This window comes from Streptomyces sp. NPDC028910 (genome assembly GCF_055564955.1).
In genome coordinates, this window is record NZ_JBVHVF010000021.1 from 12,627 (window position 1) to 30,382 (window position 17,756).

At 70.1% G+C, this 17,756-nt stretch carries 20 protein-coding genes; 9 read left to right on the forward strand and 11 right to left on the reverse strand.

Translation table 11 applies throughout. The annotated features are described in order from the left end of the window. Nucleotides 1-4 precede the first annotated feature (4 nt). The 5 genes from ACZ4TV_RS23935 to ACZ4TV_RS23955 all read left to right on the forward strand — a co-directional run bounded on the left by ACZ4TV_RS23935 (nt 5) and on the right by ACZ4TV_RS23955 (nt 3,112). A complete protein-coding gene (locus ACZ4TV_RS23935) occupies nt 5-196 on the forward strand; it encodes a hypothetical protein (RefSeq protein WP_468136835.1) in 192 nt (63 codons plus the stop codon). Nucleotides 197-290: 94 nt separating this feature from the next. Then, entirely contained in the window at nt 291-557 is a 267-nt protein-coding gene (locus ACZ4TV_RS23940; RefSeq protein ID WP_468136836.1) for a hypothetical protein, read from the forward strand. 50 nt (nt 558-607) lie between these two features. Then, nucleotides 608-892: a hypothetical protein gene (locus ACZ4TV_RS23945; protein WP_468136837.1), complete on the forward strand. Its 285-nt coding sequence runs from the start codon at nt 608-610 to the stop codon at nt 890-892. Nucleotides 893-965: 73 nt separating this feature from the next. Next, nucleotides 966-2,168 (forward strand): PP2C family protein-serine/threonine phosphatase, encoded by a 1,203-nt coding sequence (locus ACZ4TV_RS23950; protein ID WP_468136838.1) that lies wholly within the window; start codon nt 966-968, stop codon nt 2,166-2,168. A gap of 167 nt (nt 2,169-2,335) precedes the next feature. Then, a complete protein-coding gene (locus ACZ4TV_RS23955; protein WP_468136839.1) occupies nt 2,336-3,112 on the forward strand; it encodes an alpha/beta fold hydrolase in 777 nt (258 codons plus the stop codon). Between the two features lie 286 nt (nt 3,113-3,398). On the opposite strand, the gene ACZ4TV_RS23960 is transcribed toward ACZ4TV_RS23955, so the two are convergent. From ACZ4TV_RS23960 to ACZ4TV_RS23975, 4 genes are read right to left on the reverse strand one after another with little or no spacing between them, the layout of a single operon-like run. Beyond that, on the reverse strand, nt 3,399-4,601 hold the full coding sequence (locus ACZ4TV_RS23960) for an ABC transporter permease (RefSeq protein WP_468136840.1): 1,203 nt from the start codon (nt 4,599-4,601) through the stop codon (nt 3,399-3,401). After that, nucleotides 4,598-5,302, reverse strand: coding sequence for an ABC transporter ATP-binding protein (locus ACZ4TV_RS23965; RefSeq protein ID WP_468136841.1), 705 nt, complete (start codon nt 5,300-5,302; stop codon nt 4,598-4,600). Before ACZ4TV_RS23965 ends, ACZ4TV_RS23960 begins: the two co-directional genes overlap by 4 nt. Then, on the reverse strand, nt 5,299-6,435 hold the full coding sequence (locus ACZ4TV_RS23970; protein ID WP_468136842.1) for a peptidoglycan-binding protein: 1,137 nt from the start codon (nt 6,433-6,435) through the stop codon (nt 5,299-5,301). Before ACZ4TV_RS23970 ends, ACZ4TV_RS23965 begins: the two co-directional genes overlap by 4 nt. Further along, nucleotides 6,432-7,019: a hypothetical protein gene (locus ACZ4TV_RS23975; RefSeq protein ID WP_468136843.1), complete on the reverse strand. Its 588-nt coding sequence runs from the start codon at nt 7,017-7,019 to the stop codon at nt 6,432-6,434. The genes ACZ4TV_RS23970 and ACZ4TV_RS23975 overlap by 4 nt, the downstream gene beginning before the upstream one ends. Nucleotides 7,020-7,146: 127 nt before the next feature. On the opposite strand from ACZ4TV_RS23975, the gene ACZ4TV_RS23980 reads away from it, so the two are divergent. After that, the gene (locus ACZ4TV_RS23980) at nt 7,147-7,803 is read left to right on the forward strand and encodes a response regulator transcription factor (RefSeq protein ID WP_468136844.1); all 657 of its coding nucleotides are present in this window, start codon (nt 7,147-7,149) and stop codon (nt 7,801-7,803) included. Next, the gene (locus ACZ4TV_RS23985; RefSeq protein WP_468136845.1) at nt 7,800-9,047 is read left to right on the forward strand and encodes a sensor histidine kinase; all 1,248 of its coding nucleotides are present in this window, start codon (nt 7,800-7,802) and stop codon (nt 9,045-9,047) included. The genes ACZ4TV_RS23980 and ACZ4TV_RS23985 overlap by 4 nt, the downstream gene beginning before the upstream one ends. A gap of 38 nt (nt 9,048-9,085) precedes the next feature. Here ACZ4TV_RS23985 and ACZ4TV_RS23990 read toward each other — a convergent pair whose 3' ends face one another. Continuing rightward, nucleotides 9,086-9,847 (reverse strand): SDR family oxidoreductase, encoded by a 762-nt coding sequence (locus tag ACZ4TV_RS23990; RefSeq protein WP_468136846.1) that lies wholly within the window; start codon nt 9,845-9,847, stop codon nt 9,086-9,088. A gap of 153 nt (nt 9,848-10,000) precedes the next feature. Between ACZ4TV_RS23990 and ACZ4TV_RS23995 the strand changes: the two genes are divergently transcribed. Beyond that, entirely contained in the window at nt 10,001-10,840 is an 840-nt protein-coding gene (locus tag ACZ4TV_RS23995) for a helix-turn-helix transcriptional regulator (protein ID WP_468136847.1), read from the forward strand. A 746-nt stretch (nt 10,841-11,586) separates the two neighbouring features. Here ACZ4TV_RS23995 and ACZ4TV_RS24000 read toward each other — a convergent pair. The 6 genes from ACZ4TV_RS24000 to ACZ4TV_RS24025 form a co-directional block, all read right to left on the reverse strand. Next, entirely contained in the window at nt 11,587-12,084 is a 498-nt protein-coding gene (locus ACZ4TV_RS24000) for a signal peptidase I (RefSeq protein WP_468136848.1), read from the reverse strand. A gap of 17 nt (nt 12,085-12,101) precedes the next feature. Further along, on the reverse strand, nt 12,102-12,764 hold the full coding sequence (locus tag ACZ4TV_RS24005) for a hypothetical protein (protein ID WP_468136850.1): 663 nt from the start codon (nt 12,762-12,764) through the stop codon (nt 12,102-12,104). Between the two features lie 111 nt (nt 12,765-12,875). Then, nucleotides 12,876-13,544 carry a response regulator gene (locus tag ACZ4TV_RS24010; protein ID WP_468136852.1) on the reverse strand — a complete coding sequence of 223 codons (669 nt, stop codon included), beginning with the start codon at nt 13,542-13,544 and terminating at the stop codon, nt 12,876-12,878. Nucleotides 13,545-13,661: 117 nt separating this feature from the next. Further along, on the reverse strand, nt 13,662-14,831 hold the full coding sequence (locus ACZ4TV_RS24015) for a sensor histidine kinase (RefSeq protein ID WP_468136853.1): 1,170 nt from the start codon (nt 14,829-14,831) through the stop codon (nt 13,662-13,664). A 76-nt stretch (nt 14,832-14,907) separates the two neighbouring features. Further along, nucleotides 14,908-16,011 (reverse strand): peptidoglycan-binding protein, encoded by a 1,104-nt coding sequence (locus tag ACZ4TV_RS24020; RefSeq protein ID WP_468136854.1) that lies wholly within the window; start codon nt 16,009-16,011, stop codon nt 14,908-14,910. Nucleotides 16,012-16,179: 168 nt separating this feature from the next. Then, nucleotides 16,180-17,121 carry an SPFH domain-containing protein gene (locus tag ACZ4TV_RS24025; protein WP_468136855.1) on the reverse strand — a complete coding sequence of 314 codons (942 nt, stop codon included), beginning with the start codon at nt 17,119-17,121 and terminating at the stop codon, nt 16,180-16,182. Between the two features lie 228 nt (nt 17,122-17,349). On the opposite strand from ACZ4TV_RS24025, the gene ACZ4TV_RS24030 reads away from it, so the two are divergent. Beyond that, nucleotides 17,350-17,754 (forward strand): SsgA family sporulation/cell division regulator, encoded by a 405-nt coding sequence (locus ACZ4TV_RS24030; RefSeq protein ID WP_468136856.1) that lies wholly within the window; start codon nt 17,350-17,352, stop codon nt 17,752-17,754. Nucleotides 17,755-17,756: the final 2 nt, after the last annotated feature.

Genomic DNA, 17,756 nt, shown 5'->3' on the forward strand with positions numbered 1-17,756 from the left:
CCTCGTGGAGACCGTCGTCCTCATCGCGGTGATCATCCTCGCGATCGCCATCGGAATGCGCTGGATCCACCTGCTGAACGCCCAGCACGACGCGCGGATCATCGCGGCCTACCACTTCAGCGACCCCCTGCCGAGACCTCCCGGTCTGCCGGACGGCACCAGTCGTCGAGCCCACCGCACGGATGCCGACCGGTGAGGAACAGGCCTTCCTCCGACCGGGGGCAGCGGTCGGGGCGCCACGGTGCCCCGGCCCGCCTGCCTCTCGCCCACCCTGAAGGGAACACACCTACGTGAAGTACATCGAGACCCAGACACTGCCGTCGCTCGGGCACGCCGAGGTACGGATCATCGCGCACACGCCCGAAGCCGCCCGCGCGGTCGCGGATGCACTTCGCTGCTGCTTCGCCGGAGCGGAACAGCGCAGCTACCCCGGCCTCGACGGCGACACCCGCCTCCACCTGACCGTGGACACGGCAACACCCGCCGGCCCCGCCCGCTCGTGGCTGGCCGCCAGTAGGACCCCCGCCGGCACCGGCGCCCACTCCGACGAGATCTGAGAAGCCCCCACCGGCCCCGGAGCCGACCCCACACACGAAAGGACGCGGTCATGGCCACACTGAGCGAACGCAAGACCTACCGCAAACAGGTGCTCCGGGTCCTGTACGAAGCCGTCGAAGGCAACCGCCTCCTCGGCATCACCGGAGCACAGCTGCGGCGCGACCTGCACGTACCGGAACAGGACCTGGCCGCCGCCTGCACGTACCTGGCCGGCGAAGGTCTGATCACCGTCGACTGGGATCCGGGCAACACCCCCGCGATGGTCACCCTCACCCACGAGGGAATCCGGCGCATGGAGGCCGAGGAGGAAGAGACGGCCACGGGCCCGGCCTGATCCGAAAGGCACGGCCTGATGTATTGATCAAGCAGCCGGACGCCGGCCCGCCGCCCGGTTGGAGGCAAACAGGATGACCGCCGGAGGGCGCCGGGACGACCCGGACCGCTCGGAGAGCTTCGGGGAGGAACTGCTCGGGGTGTTCCTGGACCGTGCGCCCGAGCTGGCGCCGCACATGGTAGGCCCGCTCGTCGCCGAGACGGTGGCCCGCATGGGGGGCCGCGAACCACAGATCCTGCTCCAGGACTACGGACAGCAACAGCTGGTACCCCTGCCCGCCGGCGGCTTGACCGCAGGTGATCCGCAGCCCATCGACCGGTCCGAAGCCGGCCGGTGCTTCCTGGAGTCACGCCCCGTCGAAGTCCTGACGCCCGACGGCGTAAGGGTCCACCTGCCCCTGCTGGACGGCGGCGACCAGGTGGGGGTCCTGGCCGTCACCCTGGGCGGGATCGACGACGACGCCCGCCGGCTCCTGCGCAGGGTCGCGGGCCTGACGGCCGACCTGCTGGAGACGAAGAACGGCTACACCGGCCTCTTCTTCCGCACCCGCCGCAGCGAACCGATGAGCGTGGCCGCGGAGATCCAGTGGTCCCTGTTGCCCCCACTGTCGATGGTGATGCCGCGCGTCGCGGTCGCCGGAGTCCTGGAGCCCGCCTACGCCGTGGCGGGGGACAGCTTCGACTACGCCCTGAACGGCGACGTCCTGCACCTCGCCATGGTCGACGCAATGGGGCACGGCCTGGACGCGGCCACGATGGCCACGGTGGCCATCGGCGCGTACCGCCACGCCCGCCGGATCAGCATCGAACTGTCCGAGATCTACCTCTTCATGGATCGGGCCGTCGCCGAACAGTTCGACCCGGACCACTTCGTGACCGCGCAGATGATGCGCCTGGACACGGACACGGGACGCCTCCAGTGGGTCAACGCGGGGCATCCCGCGCCGATGCTGATCCGCGCGCACCGCGTCGTAGGCCGTCTGGACAGCCCCACGACCCTCCCCGTCGGCTTCGGAGGGGCCCAGCCCCAGGTCAGCGCGGTGGCACTGGAGCCGGGCGACCGCGTCCTCTGCTTCACCGACGGCTTGATCGAAGAACACCAAAGCGGGCAGGAACAGTTCGGCGAGGAGCAGCTGATCGACTGGGTGAACCAGCTGGAGCAGGCTGACCAGGGGATCCGCGCGGTGGCCCGGGACCTGTCCCACACCCTCATGCGGGCACGCGGCGAAACCACCTCGGACGACGCGACGCTCGTCCTGTTCGAGTGGCGCGGATGACGGAAGGCCGTGACCCAACGTGCCGACAGGGACGGTGAACAACGGTTCGGATTCGTACGACGTGGAGCTTGGCGGGCTGACCCGGCCCGGTTTCCCTGTACGCCGTTGGGGCGAAGCCACCGGCCGGCGGAATTCCGGGCCCGGCCCGACAGGGGAGACCCAACATCGTGGCAAACCGTGGAGCAGGAAACGTCATTCCGTACGAGGTACAGGGCAGCGGTCCGGAGCGGGTCGTCGCACTCCACCACTGGCTCAGCGACAGGTCGAGTTTCGGCCATCTGCGGCAGCACCTGGACGGAGGCGCCTTCAGCTACGCGTTCGTGGACTGCCGTGGGTACGGCGAGGCGAAGGACACCCCCGGCACGTACACGATGGAGGAAATCGCAGCGGACGCCCTCGCCGTGGCCGACGACCTCGGCTGGGACACCTTCTCGGTCATCGGTCACTCCATGGGCGGCAAGGCGGCCCAGCAGCTGTTGCTGGACGCCCCCTCGCGGATCCGCTCGATCATCGGCATCTCCCCCGTGCCCGCGTCCGGGTTCCCGCTCGAAGGGGAGATGTGGGAGCTGTTCGTCGGGGCCGTGGCGGACTCCGGCAACCGCAGGACGATCTTCGACGCCCTCACCGGCAGTCGGCACGACGACGCGTGGCTGGACGCCAGGGTGAACGGCCCGGAACGCTCCTCGCAGGCGGCCCTGCGCTCGTACCTCGAATCCTGGACGCGCGGCCCCGATATCCACGAGCTGGTCAAGGGAAACGCGACGCCAGTGCTCGTAGTGGCCGGTGCCAGCGACCCGGCGATGGGCCCCGACACCATGCGATCCACGTGGCTGCAGTGGTATCCGAACGCCGAGCTCGAGGTCTTCGACGACGCCGGTCACTTCGCCCCCGACGAAAGTCCGCAGGCCCTGGCGACGGCGGTCGAGAGGTTCCTCGGCCGCTAGATGGCCAGGTCGGCCAAGCACTCCGAGGCAGCCGTTCGGGGCTGCAAGCCACAACCCGGAACGCCCTGAGCGGCGCGTGCCGTTACGTGCCAGTCAGGGCGGTAAGCAGCGGTCAACTGGGGATGGTACGGAACCTCGGAATCAACTTTGAGAACCCGTCTTCGCAGGTCAGAGCCCCAACGAACCTCAAGTACCGGGTAATTCCCAAGCTTATAGCGCGGGTTCGATTCCCGTCATCCGCTCCACGACAAAGCCCCGGGTCACAGACCTGGGGCTTGTTTTAGGGTCACGGCATCGCGAGGGCCTCCGTCGGGGGCAGGCGGGAAGCGCGGATTGCCGGATAGAGGCCTGCCATGCCTCCGATGAGCAAGGTCGATGCCACGCCGCCGGCGGTCGCCCATGGCGGGACGACGGCGGCATAGCCCTGTGCGGCGGCGTAACCCGTGGTGACGCCGATGCCGACCACGACCCCGCCGATGCCTCCGAGTACCGACAGCAGCAGTGACTCGGCGAGGAACTGGAGTCGGATCTGGCCGCGGGTCGCGCCGAGGGAGCGGCGCAGGCCGATCTCCGCGCGGCGTTCCAGGACGGTGATCACCATGGTGTTGGCGACGCCGACGCCGCCGACGAGCAGGGCCACGCCGCCGAGGCCGAGGAGCAGCCCGGTCAGGGCCTGGTTGGTGGCCTCGCGGGCGGCCAGGGCGTCCGAGGGGCGCGAGACCTTGACCTCGCTCGGCGCCTGCGGGTTGGTGGTCCCGGCGAGCACCGAGCGGACCGCCTCGACGGCGCTGTCCTTGGTCCGCGTGTACACGGTCGTCGGGTGCGTGTCGAAGCGGAGGTACGTCTGCGCGGCCGACCAGCCGACCAGCACGGCGCCGTCCAGCTCGGGGGCCAGCGGCACTGGGTCGAGGATGGCGACCACGGTGAACCACTTGCCGCCGAGGTAGACCTGGACGCCCGTGCCCGCCGCCGCGACGCCGAGGCGCTTGGCGGCCGAGGAGCCCAGGACGACGGCCGGGTACTTCTCCGTCGCCTCGTTGAACCAGACCCCGTGCGCCATGGTCGCGCCCACGGTCTCCGGCAGCTTCAGGCCGGCCGCCAGCACCGAGATGCCGCCCGACTGCCCCGACGGGATCTTGTCGTTGCGGTAGACCTTGGCCGAGGAGACCTTGCCGGTCGCCGCGACCTTCTCCACGGGGCCGATGCGCGAGATCATCGCCACGGCCTCGATGGGCAGCTTCGCGTCGCCCCCGGTCATGGTGTTGCCGGGTGCCACGGTGAGCATGTTGGTACCGAGTGCGGCGAGCTGCCGGTCGAGATCGGCGCGGCTGGACGAGGAGATGCCGACCACCGCGATCATCGCGGAGATGCCGATCGCGATGCCGAGCGCGGACATGAACACCCGCAGGGGCCGGGTACGCAGACCCGCGCTGCCGACCCGCAGGACGTCCCGCAGCCGCAGCCGGGTGGGGGAGAGTGCGGCGCTCACTTCACCACCTCCCCGTCGCGCATGGTGATCTGCCGGGGCAGTGCGGCGGCGATGTCCCGGTCGTGGGTGATGACCAGGATCGTGGTGCCGGAGTCGTGCAGGTCGTGGAGCAGTCCCATGACGGCCGCCCCGGAGGCCGAGTCCAGGTTTCCCGTGGGCTCGTCGGCGAGCAGGAGCGCCGGTCCGCCCGCGACCGCGCGGGCGATGGCCACGCGCTGGCGCTGGCCGCCGGACAGCTCGTGCGGGAGGTGGTCGAGCCGGTCGTCGAGACCGACGCGGAGCAGTGCCCGCTCCGCGCGGCTGCGGCGTTCCCTCATCGCCATGCCCGTGTAGAGCAGTCCGTCGGCGACGTTGTCCAGGGCGGTCTCGCCCGGCGCCAGGTGGAACTGCTGGAACACGAACCCGATGCGGTGAGCGCGCAGCGCCGACAGTTTGCGGTCGGACAGGGCGGCGATGTCGTGGCCGTCGATGCGCACCGTTCCGGCCGAGGGGCGGTCCAGCGTGCCGATCAGGTTCAGCATCGTGGACTTGCCTGAGCCGGACGGGCCCACGATGGCGACCAGTTCGCCGTAGCCGACCTCCATCGAGACCTCGCGTACGGCCTTGACCCCGCCCGGGTACTCCTTGGTGACGCCCTCCAGCTCGACGACGGCGTTCGTCCGGATGATCGCTCCGGGGTCCGCGAAGGCGCTCGTACTCATGCCGGCACTCCGACCGTCATGCCCTCGGTCACGCCGTCACCGCTGATCTCGACCTGGCCGTTCGCGAACAGGCCGGTCTTCACGGCGACGATGCGGGTGGCCCCGCCGTCGACGACCTCGACCCCGTAGCCGCCCTCGGCGAGCGTGAGCAGCGCGGACACGGGGACGGTCAGCACGTTCTCGCGCTTCGAGGCCGTGAAACCGATGTCGACCGTTGCCTGGTCGAAGCCGGAGAACGCGTCCGTGCCGTCGAAGGCGATGGTGGCCAGGATCTTCGTCTCGCTGCTCGACGAGTCGTTGCCGCCCCCGGAGCCCCCGGAGCCCCCGCCGCTGCCGTTTCCGCTGTCGCTGACCTTGCTCCGGGTGTCGGTGATCTTCCCGTTCACCGTCTTGCCATCGGGCAGCTTGACCGTCACCACGGCTTCCTTGACGGCGAGCCTCACGTCGGAGACGGCGAGCTCGACGGTGGCGCCGCGTACCGTGCCGGTGTGGGTGAGCACGGCGTCGCCGGGCTTGGCCGCATCGCCCAGGGAGGCCTTGACGGTGTCCACGCGCACGGCGTCCGGGGCGTACGCGACGCGTCCCAGGTCGACCGTGCCGGTACGGGCGGACTCCGGGAGTCCGATCGCCTTCTGCCACTTCTTGACCGCGGTGGCGGTGGCCTCGGTGTACTCCTCGTCCACGGTGAACCCGCGGTAGCCGAGGTCCCAGAGGTTCTGTTCGAACTGCTTGACGTCGGCGCCCTCGGTGTCGACCGACAGTGCGCGGTACGCGGGCAGCGAGCCGTACATGAGGACGACCGGGGTGTTGTCGACCCGGTAGAGCTCCTGACCGCGTTTGATCACCGAACCGGGGGTCGGCAATGACGTCACCGTGCCGGACAGCTTTCCCGCCAGGGTCGTCGAATCGCCGTAGCTCAGCTTGCCGGTCTCGGTCTGCGTGTCGAGGAGCGTCTGCTTGGTCACCTTCGCGGTCGCCGGCGGGAGGGTGCTGCGTGCTTCCTTCGGCTTGTCGCCGAACGGCAGCCCGATCCCGGTGGCGGCGACCACTCCGGCCCCGACGGCCAGCACGGTGGCCCCGGCCAGTGCCACCCGGCCGGCGGCGCGACGCCGCTTCTTGGTCGCGCCGCTCATCCCTTGCTCCCGCCGGAGCCGGCGCCCCGACCCGGGTTCAGGTTCTTCGCGCCGCCCGGCTGGTACGCGGCGCACGCCTCCTGGGCCGCCTTGAACTTCGGGTCGTCCGGGCTCAGGCCCGTCTGGCCGTCACCGACGATCGCCCCGCCGCCACCGGCCTGCGGGTCCGGGAAATTGGACACGCCGTTTTTGCGCATGCACTCCGCGAACTTCTTCAGCTGCTCGGTGACCTTGGGGTCCTCGACGCCCTTCTGGTCACCGCCGCTGGGCAGGTACTGCTTGCACTTGTCGGAGACCTCCTTGGCCTTCTGCGGGTCCACGCCCTCAGGCAGCATCATCTGGGCCGCGCCGTCCTTGACCTCCGGGTCCTGGAAGTTCGGGATGCCGCTCTCCCGCATGCACTTCGCGTACTCCAGGGCCTTCTCCTGGTCGCTCTGCTCCTCCGCCTTGGCGGTGGAACTGCTCGACGGCTTGGACGAGCCGTTCGCCGACGCCACACCCCTGTCGTCTCCGCCGCCGCTGCCGCAGCCGGTCACGCCCGCCATCACCAGCAGACCGATCGCGAGCCCTGCCCTGACGCGCATGTCGTCCCCTTCCCTCGGCGGCCGGGCAGCTCCCGGCCGGGGATCCCATTCGAGTCGGCGGGCCGTCATCCGGGCGTAACCGCGAACGATGACGGAAAAGTGACACCTCACTTGTGAGGATGAATCCATGCGCATCCTTGTGGTGGAGGACGAGCCCCTGTTCGCGGACTCCGTGGCCGAGTGGCTGCGGGGCGCCGCACACGCTGTCGACGTGGTGTACGACGGCGGCGCGGCGCTGGAGCGGACCTCGGTCAACGAGTACGACGTGATCTTGCTCGACCGTGACCTGCCCGTCGTGCACGGCGACGACGTGTGCCGCGAGCTCGTGGCCACCGGAGCCGCCGCCCGCATCCTGATGCTCACCGCCGCCTCCGACATCGACGACCGCGTGGCCGGGCTGGCCCTCGGAGCGGACGACTACCTGGCCAAGCCGTTCGCGTTCCGCGAGCTGGAGGCACGGGTCGTGGCGCTCGGACGGCGCTCCCGGCAGGCCGCGCCGCCGGTGCTGTCGCGTGCGGGGATCCGGCTGGACCTGCACCGGCGCGAGGTGTACCGCGACGGCCGGTACGTGCTGCTGTCCCGGAAAGAGTTCGCCGTACTCGCCGAGCTGCTGCGCGCCGAGGGCGCCGCCGTCTCGGCCGAGCATCTCCTGGAGAAGGCGTGGGACGAGAACACCGACCCGTTCACGCACACCGTGCGGATGACGATCCACAAGCTACGCCGAAAGCTGGGCGATCCGGCGGTCGTGGTGACGGACCCGGGAGTGGGGTACCGGATCGTATGAGCCACACGGCAGCCGGCGGGCTGAAGTCCACGCTGAAGTCGACGCGGAAGTCCCAGCAGAAGTCCCAGCAGAAGTCCTCGCGTCTGTCCATCCGGGCCCGGTTCACGCTCGTGCAGTGCGGGTTCGCGGTGCTCGCGTGTCTGCTGCTCCTGGGCATCACGTACTTCCTGGTCGGCGCGCAGTTGCCGCAGAACAGCAAGATCGGTGGGCCCGTGCCCACGCCGGACACGGTGGTGACGACGGCATCGCCACAACCGGGTACGGTCCAGCCCTCTCCCGGCAGTGACACGAACCCCAAGCCCGGGCACCTCATCGTCTCCCGGGAGGCCGCGCTCGACGCGCTGCTCACACAGGGCGGGGTCGCCCTGGGAGCCGTCGCGGTCGCCGCGACCGGCCTGGCATGGCTGATCGCGGGGCGGCTGCTGCGGCCGTTGCACCGGATCACCGAGACCGCCACGCGGATCGCCAAGGCCCCGGCCGCGGACCGGGGCCTGCACGAGCGGATCGCGATGGAGGGACGGGCCGACGAGCTCAAGCAGCTGGCCGACGCCTTCGACGTGATGCTGGCGCGTCTGGATCATTCCTTCGACGGACAGCGGCGGTTCATCGCCAACGCCTCACACGAGCTGCGCACGCCGCTGGGCCTCAACCGGGCGCTGATCGAAGTGGCGTTGCAACGTTCCACCACCACGGCGGACGCGCGGCAGATGGGCGAGACGCTGCTGGACATCAACGCGCGGCACGAGCGGCTGATCGACGGGCTGCTGTTGCTGGCGCGCTCGGAGCGGGAGGTGGAGGAGCGGTCCTTCGTCGATCTCGCGGACATGGTGGAGCGACTGGCCGAGCACCCGGCCCCTGCCGGGATCCGTCTCACCACCGCGGCGGAGGAGGCACCGACCACCGGAAACGTCGTCCTCCTCGAACGACTCGTCCAGAACCTCTTCGAGAACGCGATCCGCTACAACGTCCCCGAGGGCGGCTGGGTCCACGTCAGCAGCGGCACCGCGCCCGACGGCTCGGCCCGCATCCAGGTCAGCAACACCGGCCCTGTCGTGCCCCAGCACCAGGTGTCGAGCCTGTTCGAACCCTTCCGCCGACTGGGCGCCGAGCGCGTAAGGACCTCAGGTGCCGGCCTCGGCCTGTCCATCGTCCGCGCCGTCGCCCGCGCGCACGGCGGCGACGTCCAGGCCGAACCCCGCGAGGGCGGAGGCCTGATCGTCACGGCCACCCTGCCACCGGCGTAGTCACTCCGCCTCATCGTGTTCGAGGTCGTTGGTTCGTCTCATGCCTGCCGGGTCGGCAGGACGATGACCTGCCGCAGGTTGACGTGTGCGGGGCGACTGGTGACAAACCCGACGACGTCGGCGATCTCGTCGGCGGACAGTGCGCCGATCGCGTCGTGCATGCCCTGCAGCTGCTCCGAGAGGACGGCGTTGTCCATGTGCTGCCCCAGCTCCGTGTCGGTCAGGCCCGGTTCGATGTTGGTGACGCGGATGCCGCGCGGGCCGAATTCGGTGCGCAGCATGACCGACAGGTGGGTAAGGGCGGCCTTGGTGGCGCCGTAGACGGCGTAGTTGGGGAACGGCACATGGGCGCCGATGGAGGAGATGTTGACCAGGTCGGCGCGGCGGCCGGCGGCCGCAGCGTTGATCAGGTCCGCCGTGAACGCGCGGACGATCCGGAGGGCGCCGGTGATGTTGGTGTCGATCATCCGGGTCCATTCGTCGATGCGGCCGTCCTCCAGTGGGTTCGCCAGCATGACGCCTGCGTTGTTGACGACGAGGTCGGCGGGCCCGTAGCCCTCGTGGACCGCGGCGGACGCGGCGTCGACGGACGCCTGATCGGTGATGTCCACGGGGACGGCGAGAGCCTGGCCGCCGTCGGCGGAGATTTTCGCGGCCAGCTCGTCGAGCCGGTCGGCGCGGCGGGACAGCAGCGCCACACGGGCACCGTTCGCGGCGAGCAGGCGGGCGGTGGCCTCGCCCATGCCGCTGGCGGCTCCGGTGACGACGGCGGTGCGTCCGGCGAGGGCTGCGTAGCTCATGAGGGTGCTCCTGCGTGCGGTGACGGTGGCCGGCCGCGGTGGGCGGCGGCGTGATCCACTGTGCGGGCCCGCGGTCCGGCTACCCAGGGCTGCGGCTTTCCTGGGTCTGCCAGTACCAGGCTCGCGTCCGCCGTCCGCCATAGGGTCGGGGACATGAAGAACGACCTCAGCGGTTTCCTGCAGTCGCGGCGCGCCCGCATCCGGCCGGAGGACGTCGGGCTGCCCTCGCACGGGCGGCGGCGGGTGCTTGGGCTGCGCCGCGAGGAGGTCGCGCAGCTCGCCGGAGTGAGCGTCGACTACTACATCCGCCTCGAACAGGGCCGTGGGCGGAACGTCTCCGATGCGGTGCTGGACGCGATCGGCCGGGTGCTGCGGCTGGACGACACCGAGCAGGCACACCTGCGGGACCTGATCCGCCCCGCCCGGGCCGCCCGCCGGGCCGCCTCGCACGGCCGGCAGAGCGTCCGCCCGGGGCTGCGGCTGCTGCTGGACGCCATGACCGGCTCACCTGCGTTCGTGCTGGGCCGACGGATGGACGTGCTGGCGTGGAACGCGCTGGCCGACGCCATCGCCGGCTTCTCCCGTAAGCCACCGGCCGAGCGCAACCAGGCCCGGCAGGTGTTCCTCGACCCGACCGCACCCCACTGCTATCCGGACTGGGCCGCGGTCGCCGCTGAGACGGTGGCGTACCTGCGGCTGGACGCCGGCCGCCATCCGGACGACCCGGCATTGTCCGCTCTGGTCGGCGAACTCTCGGTGAAGAGCGAGAACTTCAGGCGGTTGTGGGCCGATCACCAAGTCAGGCAGAAGACGTACGGTGTGAAGCGCCTGCTCCATGCCGTCGCGGGGGAGCTGGAGTTCGGCTACGAGACGCTGGCACTGCCCGGCGACCCGGACCAGTTCCTCGTCGCCTACACGGTCGCGCCCGGTTCACCGACCGCCGACCGACTGGCCCTGCTGGCCAGCTGGACGGCGGAAACCGTGGCCCACTGAGCAGGCCGCGCCCCCGTTGTCAAGGCGCACAAGTGGGGCGTGGAGGGCGACATGCGCGCACCCTCAAGTGGCCGGTGATCGAAACCCTTCGGGTGCCCTGGCGGGCTGTGATGGAGCACCCCTCGAAGCGCCTTCTCGCAGTCCACATGCCGATAGTTCAGTCCCAGCCGGCCTCTTCGGCCTCGCCCTCTTCGAAGACGTGAACGCATGAATGCGAACAACTATGACCGCGTGCCACTACCTGCCATGCAGAGCGGTGACGAGCGGTCGGCGCCGACGCCTTGATCTCCACATCAGGCGGAGCGTGCCCCATCCGTGCCCTTCGGAGTGGTAATCAGCGGTCACAACCGGTACGCACAGATCCCGACGGCACGCCATAGCCGCCTGCTTGCCTCAAGCGGGTCGAAGGCTCAGCGGCACAGCGAATCGGCAGTTCGGACGGCGGCCGAGAGCAAGGGCGCCGCACGGTCCGTGAAGCAGGCGAGCTCACCACTCCTCAGCTCTGCGGGGTTTGGCGGCAATGGGCAGCACCAGCGACTCCAGGGCCTACGGGTACGTACCGAACTCCCGGTCCTGATCGGTGTGGGCGTCCTCGAGAGGGGTGATGGCGACGGAGACTATGCGGCCACCCCGTTCACCTTACGGGGATTCCCAGGCGCCGAAGGTGGACCGGCTCTCGTAGCCGAGCCTTCCCTGCTCCATGACACAGCCCCAGGTCAGCGACCTGGGGCTGCGTCATCTGCCGGCTACCCCGTGGGGAGGGAGCCTTCGCGGCAGCCGCGTAGGAGGAGGGCGTACGCGAGCACGGTCGCGGCCAGGTACTCCCAGCGGCCGTCCTCGAGGCAGAGCCAGGCGGTGCCCACCCAGGGGACGACCGCCGAGACGACGCCCTCCAGCTTGTCCGGGGTCACCGGCATGGGGTCCCGGCTCCGGTTGGCATCGCCCTTGGTCACGTACGTGGTGCCCTGCCGCTCGATCGCCCGGTGGGTCGTGAGCCTGCCCCCGTGCGTGTCGTCATGGAAGGCGATGACCGCGCCGCCCCCGACCGAGTGGGCGCTGACGGGCTGGACGGCGACCACGTCACCGCGGCTGAGCGCCGGCTCCATGGACCCTGAGACGACGACGGAGGGGCTCCAGCCCCATGCCAGCGCTGCCACGGGCAGACACATCAGCGTGGTCACCATGGTGACGATCGTCCGGCACCCCGCCACCCGCAGGACGTGCCACCAGCTCTCGTTGTCCACGGCCGGATACTCCAGGGTCAGCGGTCGCGCTCTTCGTCGACCTGGGCGCCGAGGGCGAAGCTGACGCTGTTGTTCTGGGCCGCCGCCGGGGCGGCCGTGTCCAGGTACCAGCCGATCTGGACGTCGAACTGGTTCTTGTTCTTGTCCTTGTTCAGAAGCAGGCCCTCCTGGACCACCGAGTTGCCGCCGGATCCGGCGTCGATCCACTCGGCGAGCGTGCGCGAGACCTCGTACTCCGAGGCACGGTCGCCCTTGCGGTCGATGACGAAGTCGATGTGCAGGTGCTTGGCCAGCTCGGACTTGGCGGCGTCCGAGAGGACGTTGCCCTGGGCGTCCTTGGCGATGAAGTTCTTCATCAGGACCGCGCCGATGCTGCCCGGCACCATGTCGGGGTCGGCCGCGAAGGTGTAGGTGACGGTGGTGAAGGAATCCTCGTCGTCCCGCGGGCCGCTCGGCTTCAGGTCCTTGACGGTGACGACCGCCGTGTTCGGCTTGCTACTGGAGACGTCGGCCTTCGTCCACTTGCCCGACTCAATGGTGTTGCCGTTGTTCCAGGCCGAGGCGGTGACCGTGGCGTGCGTGGCGCCGAGCACCATCGCGCCGGACGCCAGCACACCGACCGGGATCGCGGCCAGCTTCGACCAGCGCTTGATGCGGGTGGCGTTGACTGCCTTGCCCATGTTGTTCCTCCGGTTTGATCTGATCAAGGTGTCCGCGCCGCTGCGGCGTGGACACCTTGATCAGATCCCGGTGGGACGGGCCGGAAGTGGACCCGTGTGCGGCGGAAGTGGTCAACTTCCGTCGTCGAACAGGCCCGCCCGGTGGGCCACGATCGCGGCCTGGGTGCGGTTGTCGACCTTCAGTGCGGTCAGCAGCCGCGACACGTACGCCTTGACGGTGCCTTCGGTCAGGTACATCCGTCGTGCGATGCCAGCGTTGGACAGGCCGGTCCCGAGGTGGCGCAGGATCTCTCGCTGCTGGTCGCCCAGTGCCTCCAGTCGGCGCCGCTGCTCGAAAGGGACGCCTGGCGCCTTGTTGTTGCGCGCGCGGGAGGCCGCCAGCAGGCGGGCGGCGGACGCCGAGGCGAGCACGGTGCCCCCGGACGCGACCAGCCGTACCGCGCCCACGACCTGCTCGGGTGGTGCGTCCTTGAGTAGATAGCCGGCGGCTCCGGCCTCAAGGGCCTCGGTGACACCTTCCTCCGTGTCGAAGGTCGTCAGCACCAGGACCGAAGGCGGATTGGGAAGGGCCAGGAGCTGCCTGGTCGCGGTGATGCCGTCCATGCCCGGCATCCGCAGGTCCGTCAGTACCAGGTCGGGGGCCAGCTCGCGGGCGCGGGTCAGCGCCGAGGTGCCGTCGCAGGCCTCCCCGACGACGGCGATGCCCTCGGCGGCGTCCAGCAGCATGCGCAGCCCGAACCGTACGAGCGGCTCGTCGTCCGTCACGAGTACACGGATCATGCGTTGCTCCCTCGCTCTGTTTCCCCCACCTGCCGGGGCCTTCGGCGTCCTGTCCGTCGGAGGGTCGCACGGAGGTTGTTCACCTTGGTGAATGATCGGCCCGCCACAAGTCGATACTCAGGGCTCACGGCCGCGGAAGCCGTCGATCGGTACCGTGGCGGCGACCTTCCAGCCGCCCTCCGGGGTGGGGCCGGCGTGAAAGTCGCCGCCCAGCAGGGAGACGCGCTCGCGCAGTCCGGTCATGCCGAACCCGCCGCCTGCCGTCGCGGCCGGCGGGACGGGAAGACGTGCGGGGGCGTTGCGTACGGATGCCGCGAGTACGCCGTCGGCCAGGCTGACCCGGATCTCGGTCTGCGCCCCCGGGGCGTGCTTCACCACGTTGGTCAGGGCCTCCTGGACGGTCCGGTACGCCGTGAGCGCGATCTCCTGTGGCACTCTGCCGGTCACCTCCATGGCGAAGGCGATGCGGAGGCCCGAGGACCGCGCCTCCGCCACCAGGGCGTCCAGATCGGCCAGCCGGTGGCCCGCCACCACCGAGTCGTCCCCGTCGCGCAACGCTCCCAGAACCTGCCGTAGATCGCGCATCGCGGCGCGGGCGGTGTCGCCGACCGACCTGGCCAGCTGCCTGCTCTCGGGCCGCACGCCGGGGACGAATTCGATCGCTCCGGCGTGCATGGCGATGATCGCGATCCGGTGGCCCAGGACGTCATGCATCTCGCGGGCAAGGCGGACCCGCTCCTCCGCCTTGGTCTGCGCGGCCCGGCGCTCGCGCTCCTCGCGCAGCGCCGTGATGTTCCGCTCGTACGCGGTCGCCCCCAGCCCGAAGACGACGGGCAGCACGACGTAGAAGGCCGAGTTCAGGAAATCCTCCACCAAGGAGGATCCGAGGTGGCCCGGCAGGAGTGCTTTCAGGGGCACGAACGCGGCGCTGCTGAGCGCTATGACCGCCTGCCGTCTGCTTCGCTGATATCGGGCGAGGCCGTAGAGCGCGAAGAAGACGGGCGTGCGGGCGCCGTTGAGGACCAGACCCGCCATGGTCAGCAGGGCCACCGCGAGCGGAGCCTGCCGCCGCCAGAGGAAGCCGACCGTGACCACGAGCGCGACCGCCGCGCTCGGCAGGATGCCCTGGACCAGTCCCGCCGCCGGCTTGAAGGCGCAGTGCACGGCGCCGACCGCGACGAGGCCCACGATCAGCAGGTCGGCTCGCAGCCAGCGGGTCCGCCCGGCCGGTGCCATGAGCGTGCGGTACCAGCGCTCGAAGGCATCCGGGCGGGCGGGGGCGGTCACGAAGTTCCTTGATAAAATATAGATAATTCGCCTAATTCCGACACACATTATGCCTGTCGTATCGGACGGCGACGTCCTACGAGAAGAGGAGCCGCCAGGTGTGAGCGCCCGGGTACCCGTCCGCGTCCGCGCCGCGCCAGCCCTGCGCCCGCTGGAACGCCTCCACCGCGCGACGGTCGCTCTCGCTCCAGACCGGCCCCGGCCCCGCTGTGTACGCCTGCCCGAAGCCCTTCCGCACCAACTGTTGCCCGAGGAGCATCACGTACGGGTTGGTCCGGCCCGGGCCGAAGGACGAGGCACCCGGGTACTCGGGCGGCTGACCTGCGGGCCGATCGCCTCCGTGCTGGCCGCCGCCGATGTCGTTGCCCCTGCCCTCGACGAGGAGCCGCCACGTCCCGGCACCGGGTACGCCGTCCGCATCCGCTCCCGACCAGCCCTGGGCCTGCTGGAACGCCCGGGTGGCCGCTTCGTCGGGCGCACCCCAGCCAGGACCTGGCCCTTCGCGGTAGAAGCGCCCGCCGCCACGGGCCACCAGCATCGAGCCGAGCCGGGTGACGTACGCATTGTGCGCACCGGGTCCGAAGCTGCCGGCGCCGGGGAAAGCCGTGCCGGCCTGGCCCTCGCCCCCACCGCCGTCAAGACCTCTGTAGCGGTAGGGGACATAGGACGCCGAGTGCGAGAAGTAGACATAGGGGGCGGTCCGCTTCACCGCGCCGCGGCTGCCCGTCTGTTCCATCACCGTGTAGCGGGTGTGCGCCTGGTCCGCCCATCCCGCGAAGAGGACCGCATGTGAACCACGCGAAGGATCCGCAGGGTTGTGGAAGAGGAGCATGTCGCCGGGTTGCAGTTCCTCCTTCGTGATGCGCACGCCGTACTGGTGCAGGTCACCCGTCCAGTGACTCTCGCCCAGGCCCCAGGCCATCGACACGAAGCCCGAGCAGTCGGTGCGGTACCCCTGATAGTAGGCATGGCTGCTGTACGGCACCCCGGCGTCGACCCACGCCTGAGCCCGGGCGAGTATCCCGGCACGCGTCGAGGTCCAGCGCGCAGCGGAGGGGGCGGGGGACTCGACTGCGGCACTGGCCGGGGCCACCGCGGCCCGCCCTGCGGGGGCCTGGACGGCGGCATGGGCCTGAGCACTGCCCAGACCCGCGACCGCCAGTCCTGCCAGCGCCGTCACCGCGGCGATCCGGGGCGTACGGGCACAGGCCGTCGGCGAGACCGCCGGCCGCGCCGATGGAACGGCAGCTGCGGCTGTGCAGCCGGGGCAGGCGCAGTCGGACCTCAGGGGCAGTTCACGGAATGTGGGCAAAGGTGTGGGGGGCATGATCTGCACTCTCCATCGTGATCAACAATTGCGCTGATCATCGGAGGAGAGTCCCGGCCTACCGTCGACATTCACCGAGCCGTTGGTGAACGGACCGGTTGACGAACGGACCGGCGATTTCCCCCTTCGGCCGGGCATCGAATCGCGAGCCGCATAGAACGCCACCGACAAGTCCTTGACCAATTCGGACCGCTGGACTTCGCAGAGCGAGATGACATCCCGCTCCACGAGCCGGTCGACGGTGGCCGTGACGGTGTCCACCATGTTGTCGGCGACGGCCTGCCTCAGCTGTGCATTCAGGACGAACAACTGCTGGCTCCGCAGCGCCCCCGCCACATCAGGCGCGTACGCGACGTGAAAGGGCTGTACGGAATAGACGTCGAGGCCGACGGCACGGCATTCGGCAGCGACGGTGGCGGTGAGCTCCTCCGCCAGGAACCCGAGGTCGCCGGACGGCGGGGCATCTCCGAGGGCGTCGGCGCTGCGTGACGTCGACATGACCCGGCAGACGGCAGCCTCCACGACGGCACCGAGGTACGCCTCGTGGTTCTCCACGCCGAAGACCGCGCGCGCCGTGTCCCGCGCCCGCCAGACGACCAGAACGACCGCCCCGAAGGCGGCGCCGTCGCGGTCCACGGCGCGTATCTCATCGCTGCGCCAGTGCCGAAGGCGTATGTCGACCGGGTGTCGGCGCAGCAGGGGCGGCATCCAGAGGAAGCCCGTTCTGCGGACCGTGCCCCGGTAGCCGCTACCCCGGCTGAGCACGACGGCGGTGCCATCGCGTCCCCAGGTCAGCCCGGACAGGGCATAGGAGGCCCAGAGGCCACAGAGCCCGGCGGCGATCCAGAACCCGGTTGCGGGCCACTGCGGGTCCGGCAGCACCGCCGCCGCGCCCGGCACGCGCACTCCGGCCAGCGCGAGCAGCACCACGCAAGCGGCGATGTTCAGCGCTGCCGCGGCCAAGCCCGCCCACCCCGAGACGGCCCAGCCACGGCGCTCTCGCACCTCGGGGACGCGAGGGGCGCGGAGAGCGGGAGACCCGCCCGCCCTTACCCGCCCCGGGTAAGGGGCACGCGTTTCCTCTGCCGGGATCTCCCGGCCCCCGTTCTCCGTCATGACGCGCACGTTCCTCTCGACCTTCCATCTACGAATTCACAAAAGTTGCAACAACCCCTGGGAGGATCCGAAATCATGAACCGGAGCATTGACGCAAACTTCTTCATGCGGCTGGAGAGCGCAGAGAGTCAGATGCCGATCCTGACGCGCCTCTACTACGACGCGGAGCGACCTTTCGAAATGACGGCGACATTCCGCTGCGCAGGGGATATTCCCGTGTCGTGGACCTTCGCCCGCGACCTTATGCTCGATGGGCGTCTGTACCTCGCCGGCCTGGGCGATGTGCGGATATGGCCGATTCATCTGGAGCAGAGCACGCGGGTCTACCTCAGCCTTTCCTCCGACACCGGCGAGTGCCTTGTCTCCGCATGCATCACTCACATCAACATGTGGTGCCGACGGATGGCGGCCCTCGTACCGCCGGGCACCGAGCATCGCCACTTCGATCTCGACCGGGAGGTGAGGCAGCTCCTGGGCTAGCG

What these genes read in the sequence shown, in the direction of transcription:
- ACZ4TV_RS23945 (WP_468136837.1), top strand. Translation starts at nt 608, where the DNA reads ATGGCCACACTGAGCGAACGCAAGACCTACCGCAAACAGGTGCTCCGG.
- ACZ4TV_RS23950 (WP_468136838.1), top strand. Translation starts at nt 966, where the DNA reads ATGACCGCCGGAGGGCGCCGGGACGACCCGGACCGCTCGGAGAGCTTC.
- ACZ4TV_RS23965 (WP_468136841.1), bottom strand. Translation starts at nt 5,302, where the DNA reads ATGAGTACGAGCGCCTTCGCGGACCCCGGAGCGATCATCCGGACGAAC.
- ACZ4TV_RS23970 (WP_468136842.1), bottom strand. Translation starts at nt 6,435, where the DNA reads ATGAGCGGCGCGACCAAGAAGCGGCGTCGCGCCGCCGGCCGGGTGGCA.
- ACZ4TV_RS23975 (WP_468136843.1), bottom strand. Translation starts at nt 7,019, where the DNA reads ATGCGCGTCAGGGCAGGGCTCGCGATCGGTCTGCTGGTGATGGCGGGC.
- ACZ4TV_RS23980 (WP_468136844.1), top strand. Translation starts at nt 7,147, where the DNA reads ATGCGCATCCTTGTGGTGGAGGACGAGCCCCTGTTCGCGGACTCCGTG.
- ACZ4TV_RS23985 (WP_468136845.1), top strand. Translation starts at nt 7,800, where the DNA reads ATGAGCCACACGGCAGCCGGCGGGCTGAAGTCCACGCTGAAGTCGACG.
- ACZ4TV_RS23990 (WP_468136846.1), bottom strand. Translation starts at nt 9,847, where the DNA reads ATGAGCTACGCAGCCCTCGCCGGACGCACCGCCGTCGTCACCGGAGCC.
- ACZ4TV_RS23995 (WP_468136847.1), top strand. Translation starts at nt 10,001, where the DNA reads ATGAAGAACGACCTCAGCGGTTTCCTGCAGTCGCGGCGCGCCCGCATC.
- ACZ4TV_RS24005 (WP_468136850.1), bottom strand. Translation starts at nt 12,764, where the DNA reads ATGGGCAAGGCAGTCAACGCCACCCGCATCAAGCGCTGGTCGAAGCTG.
- ACZ4TV_RS24010 (WP_468136852.1), bottom strand. Translation starts at nt 13,544, where the DNA reads ATGATCCGTGTACTCGTGACGGACGACGAGCCGCTCGTACGGTTCGGG.
- ACZ4TV_RS24030 (WP_468136856.1), top strand. Translation starts at nt 17,350, where the DNA reads ATGAACCGGAGCATTGACGCAAACTTCTTCATGCGGCTGGAGAGCGCA.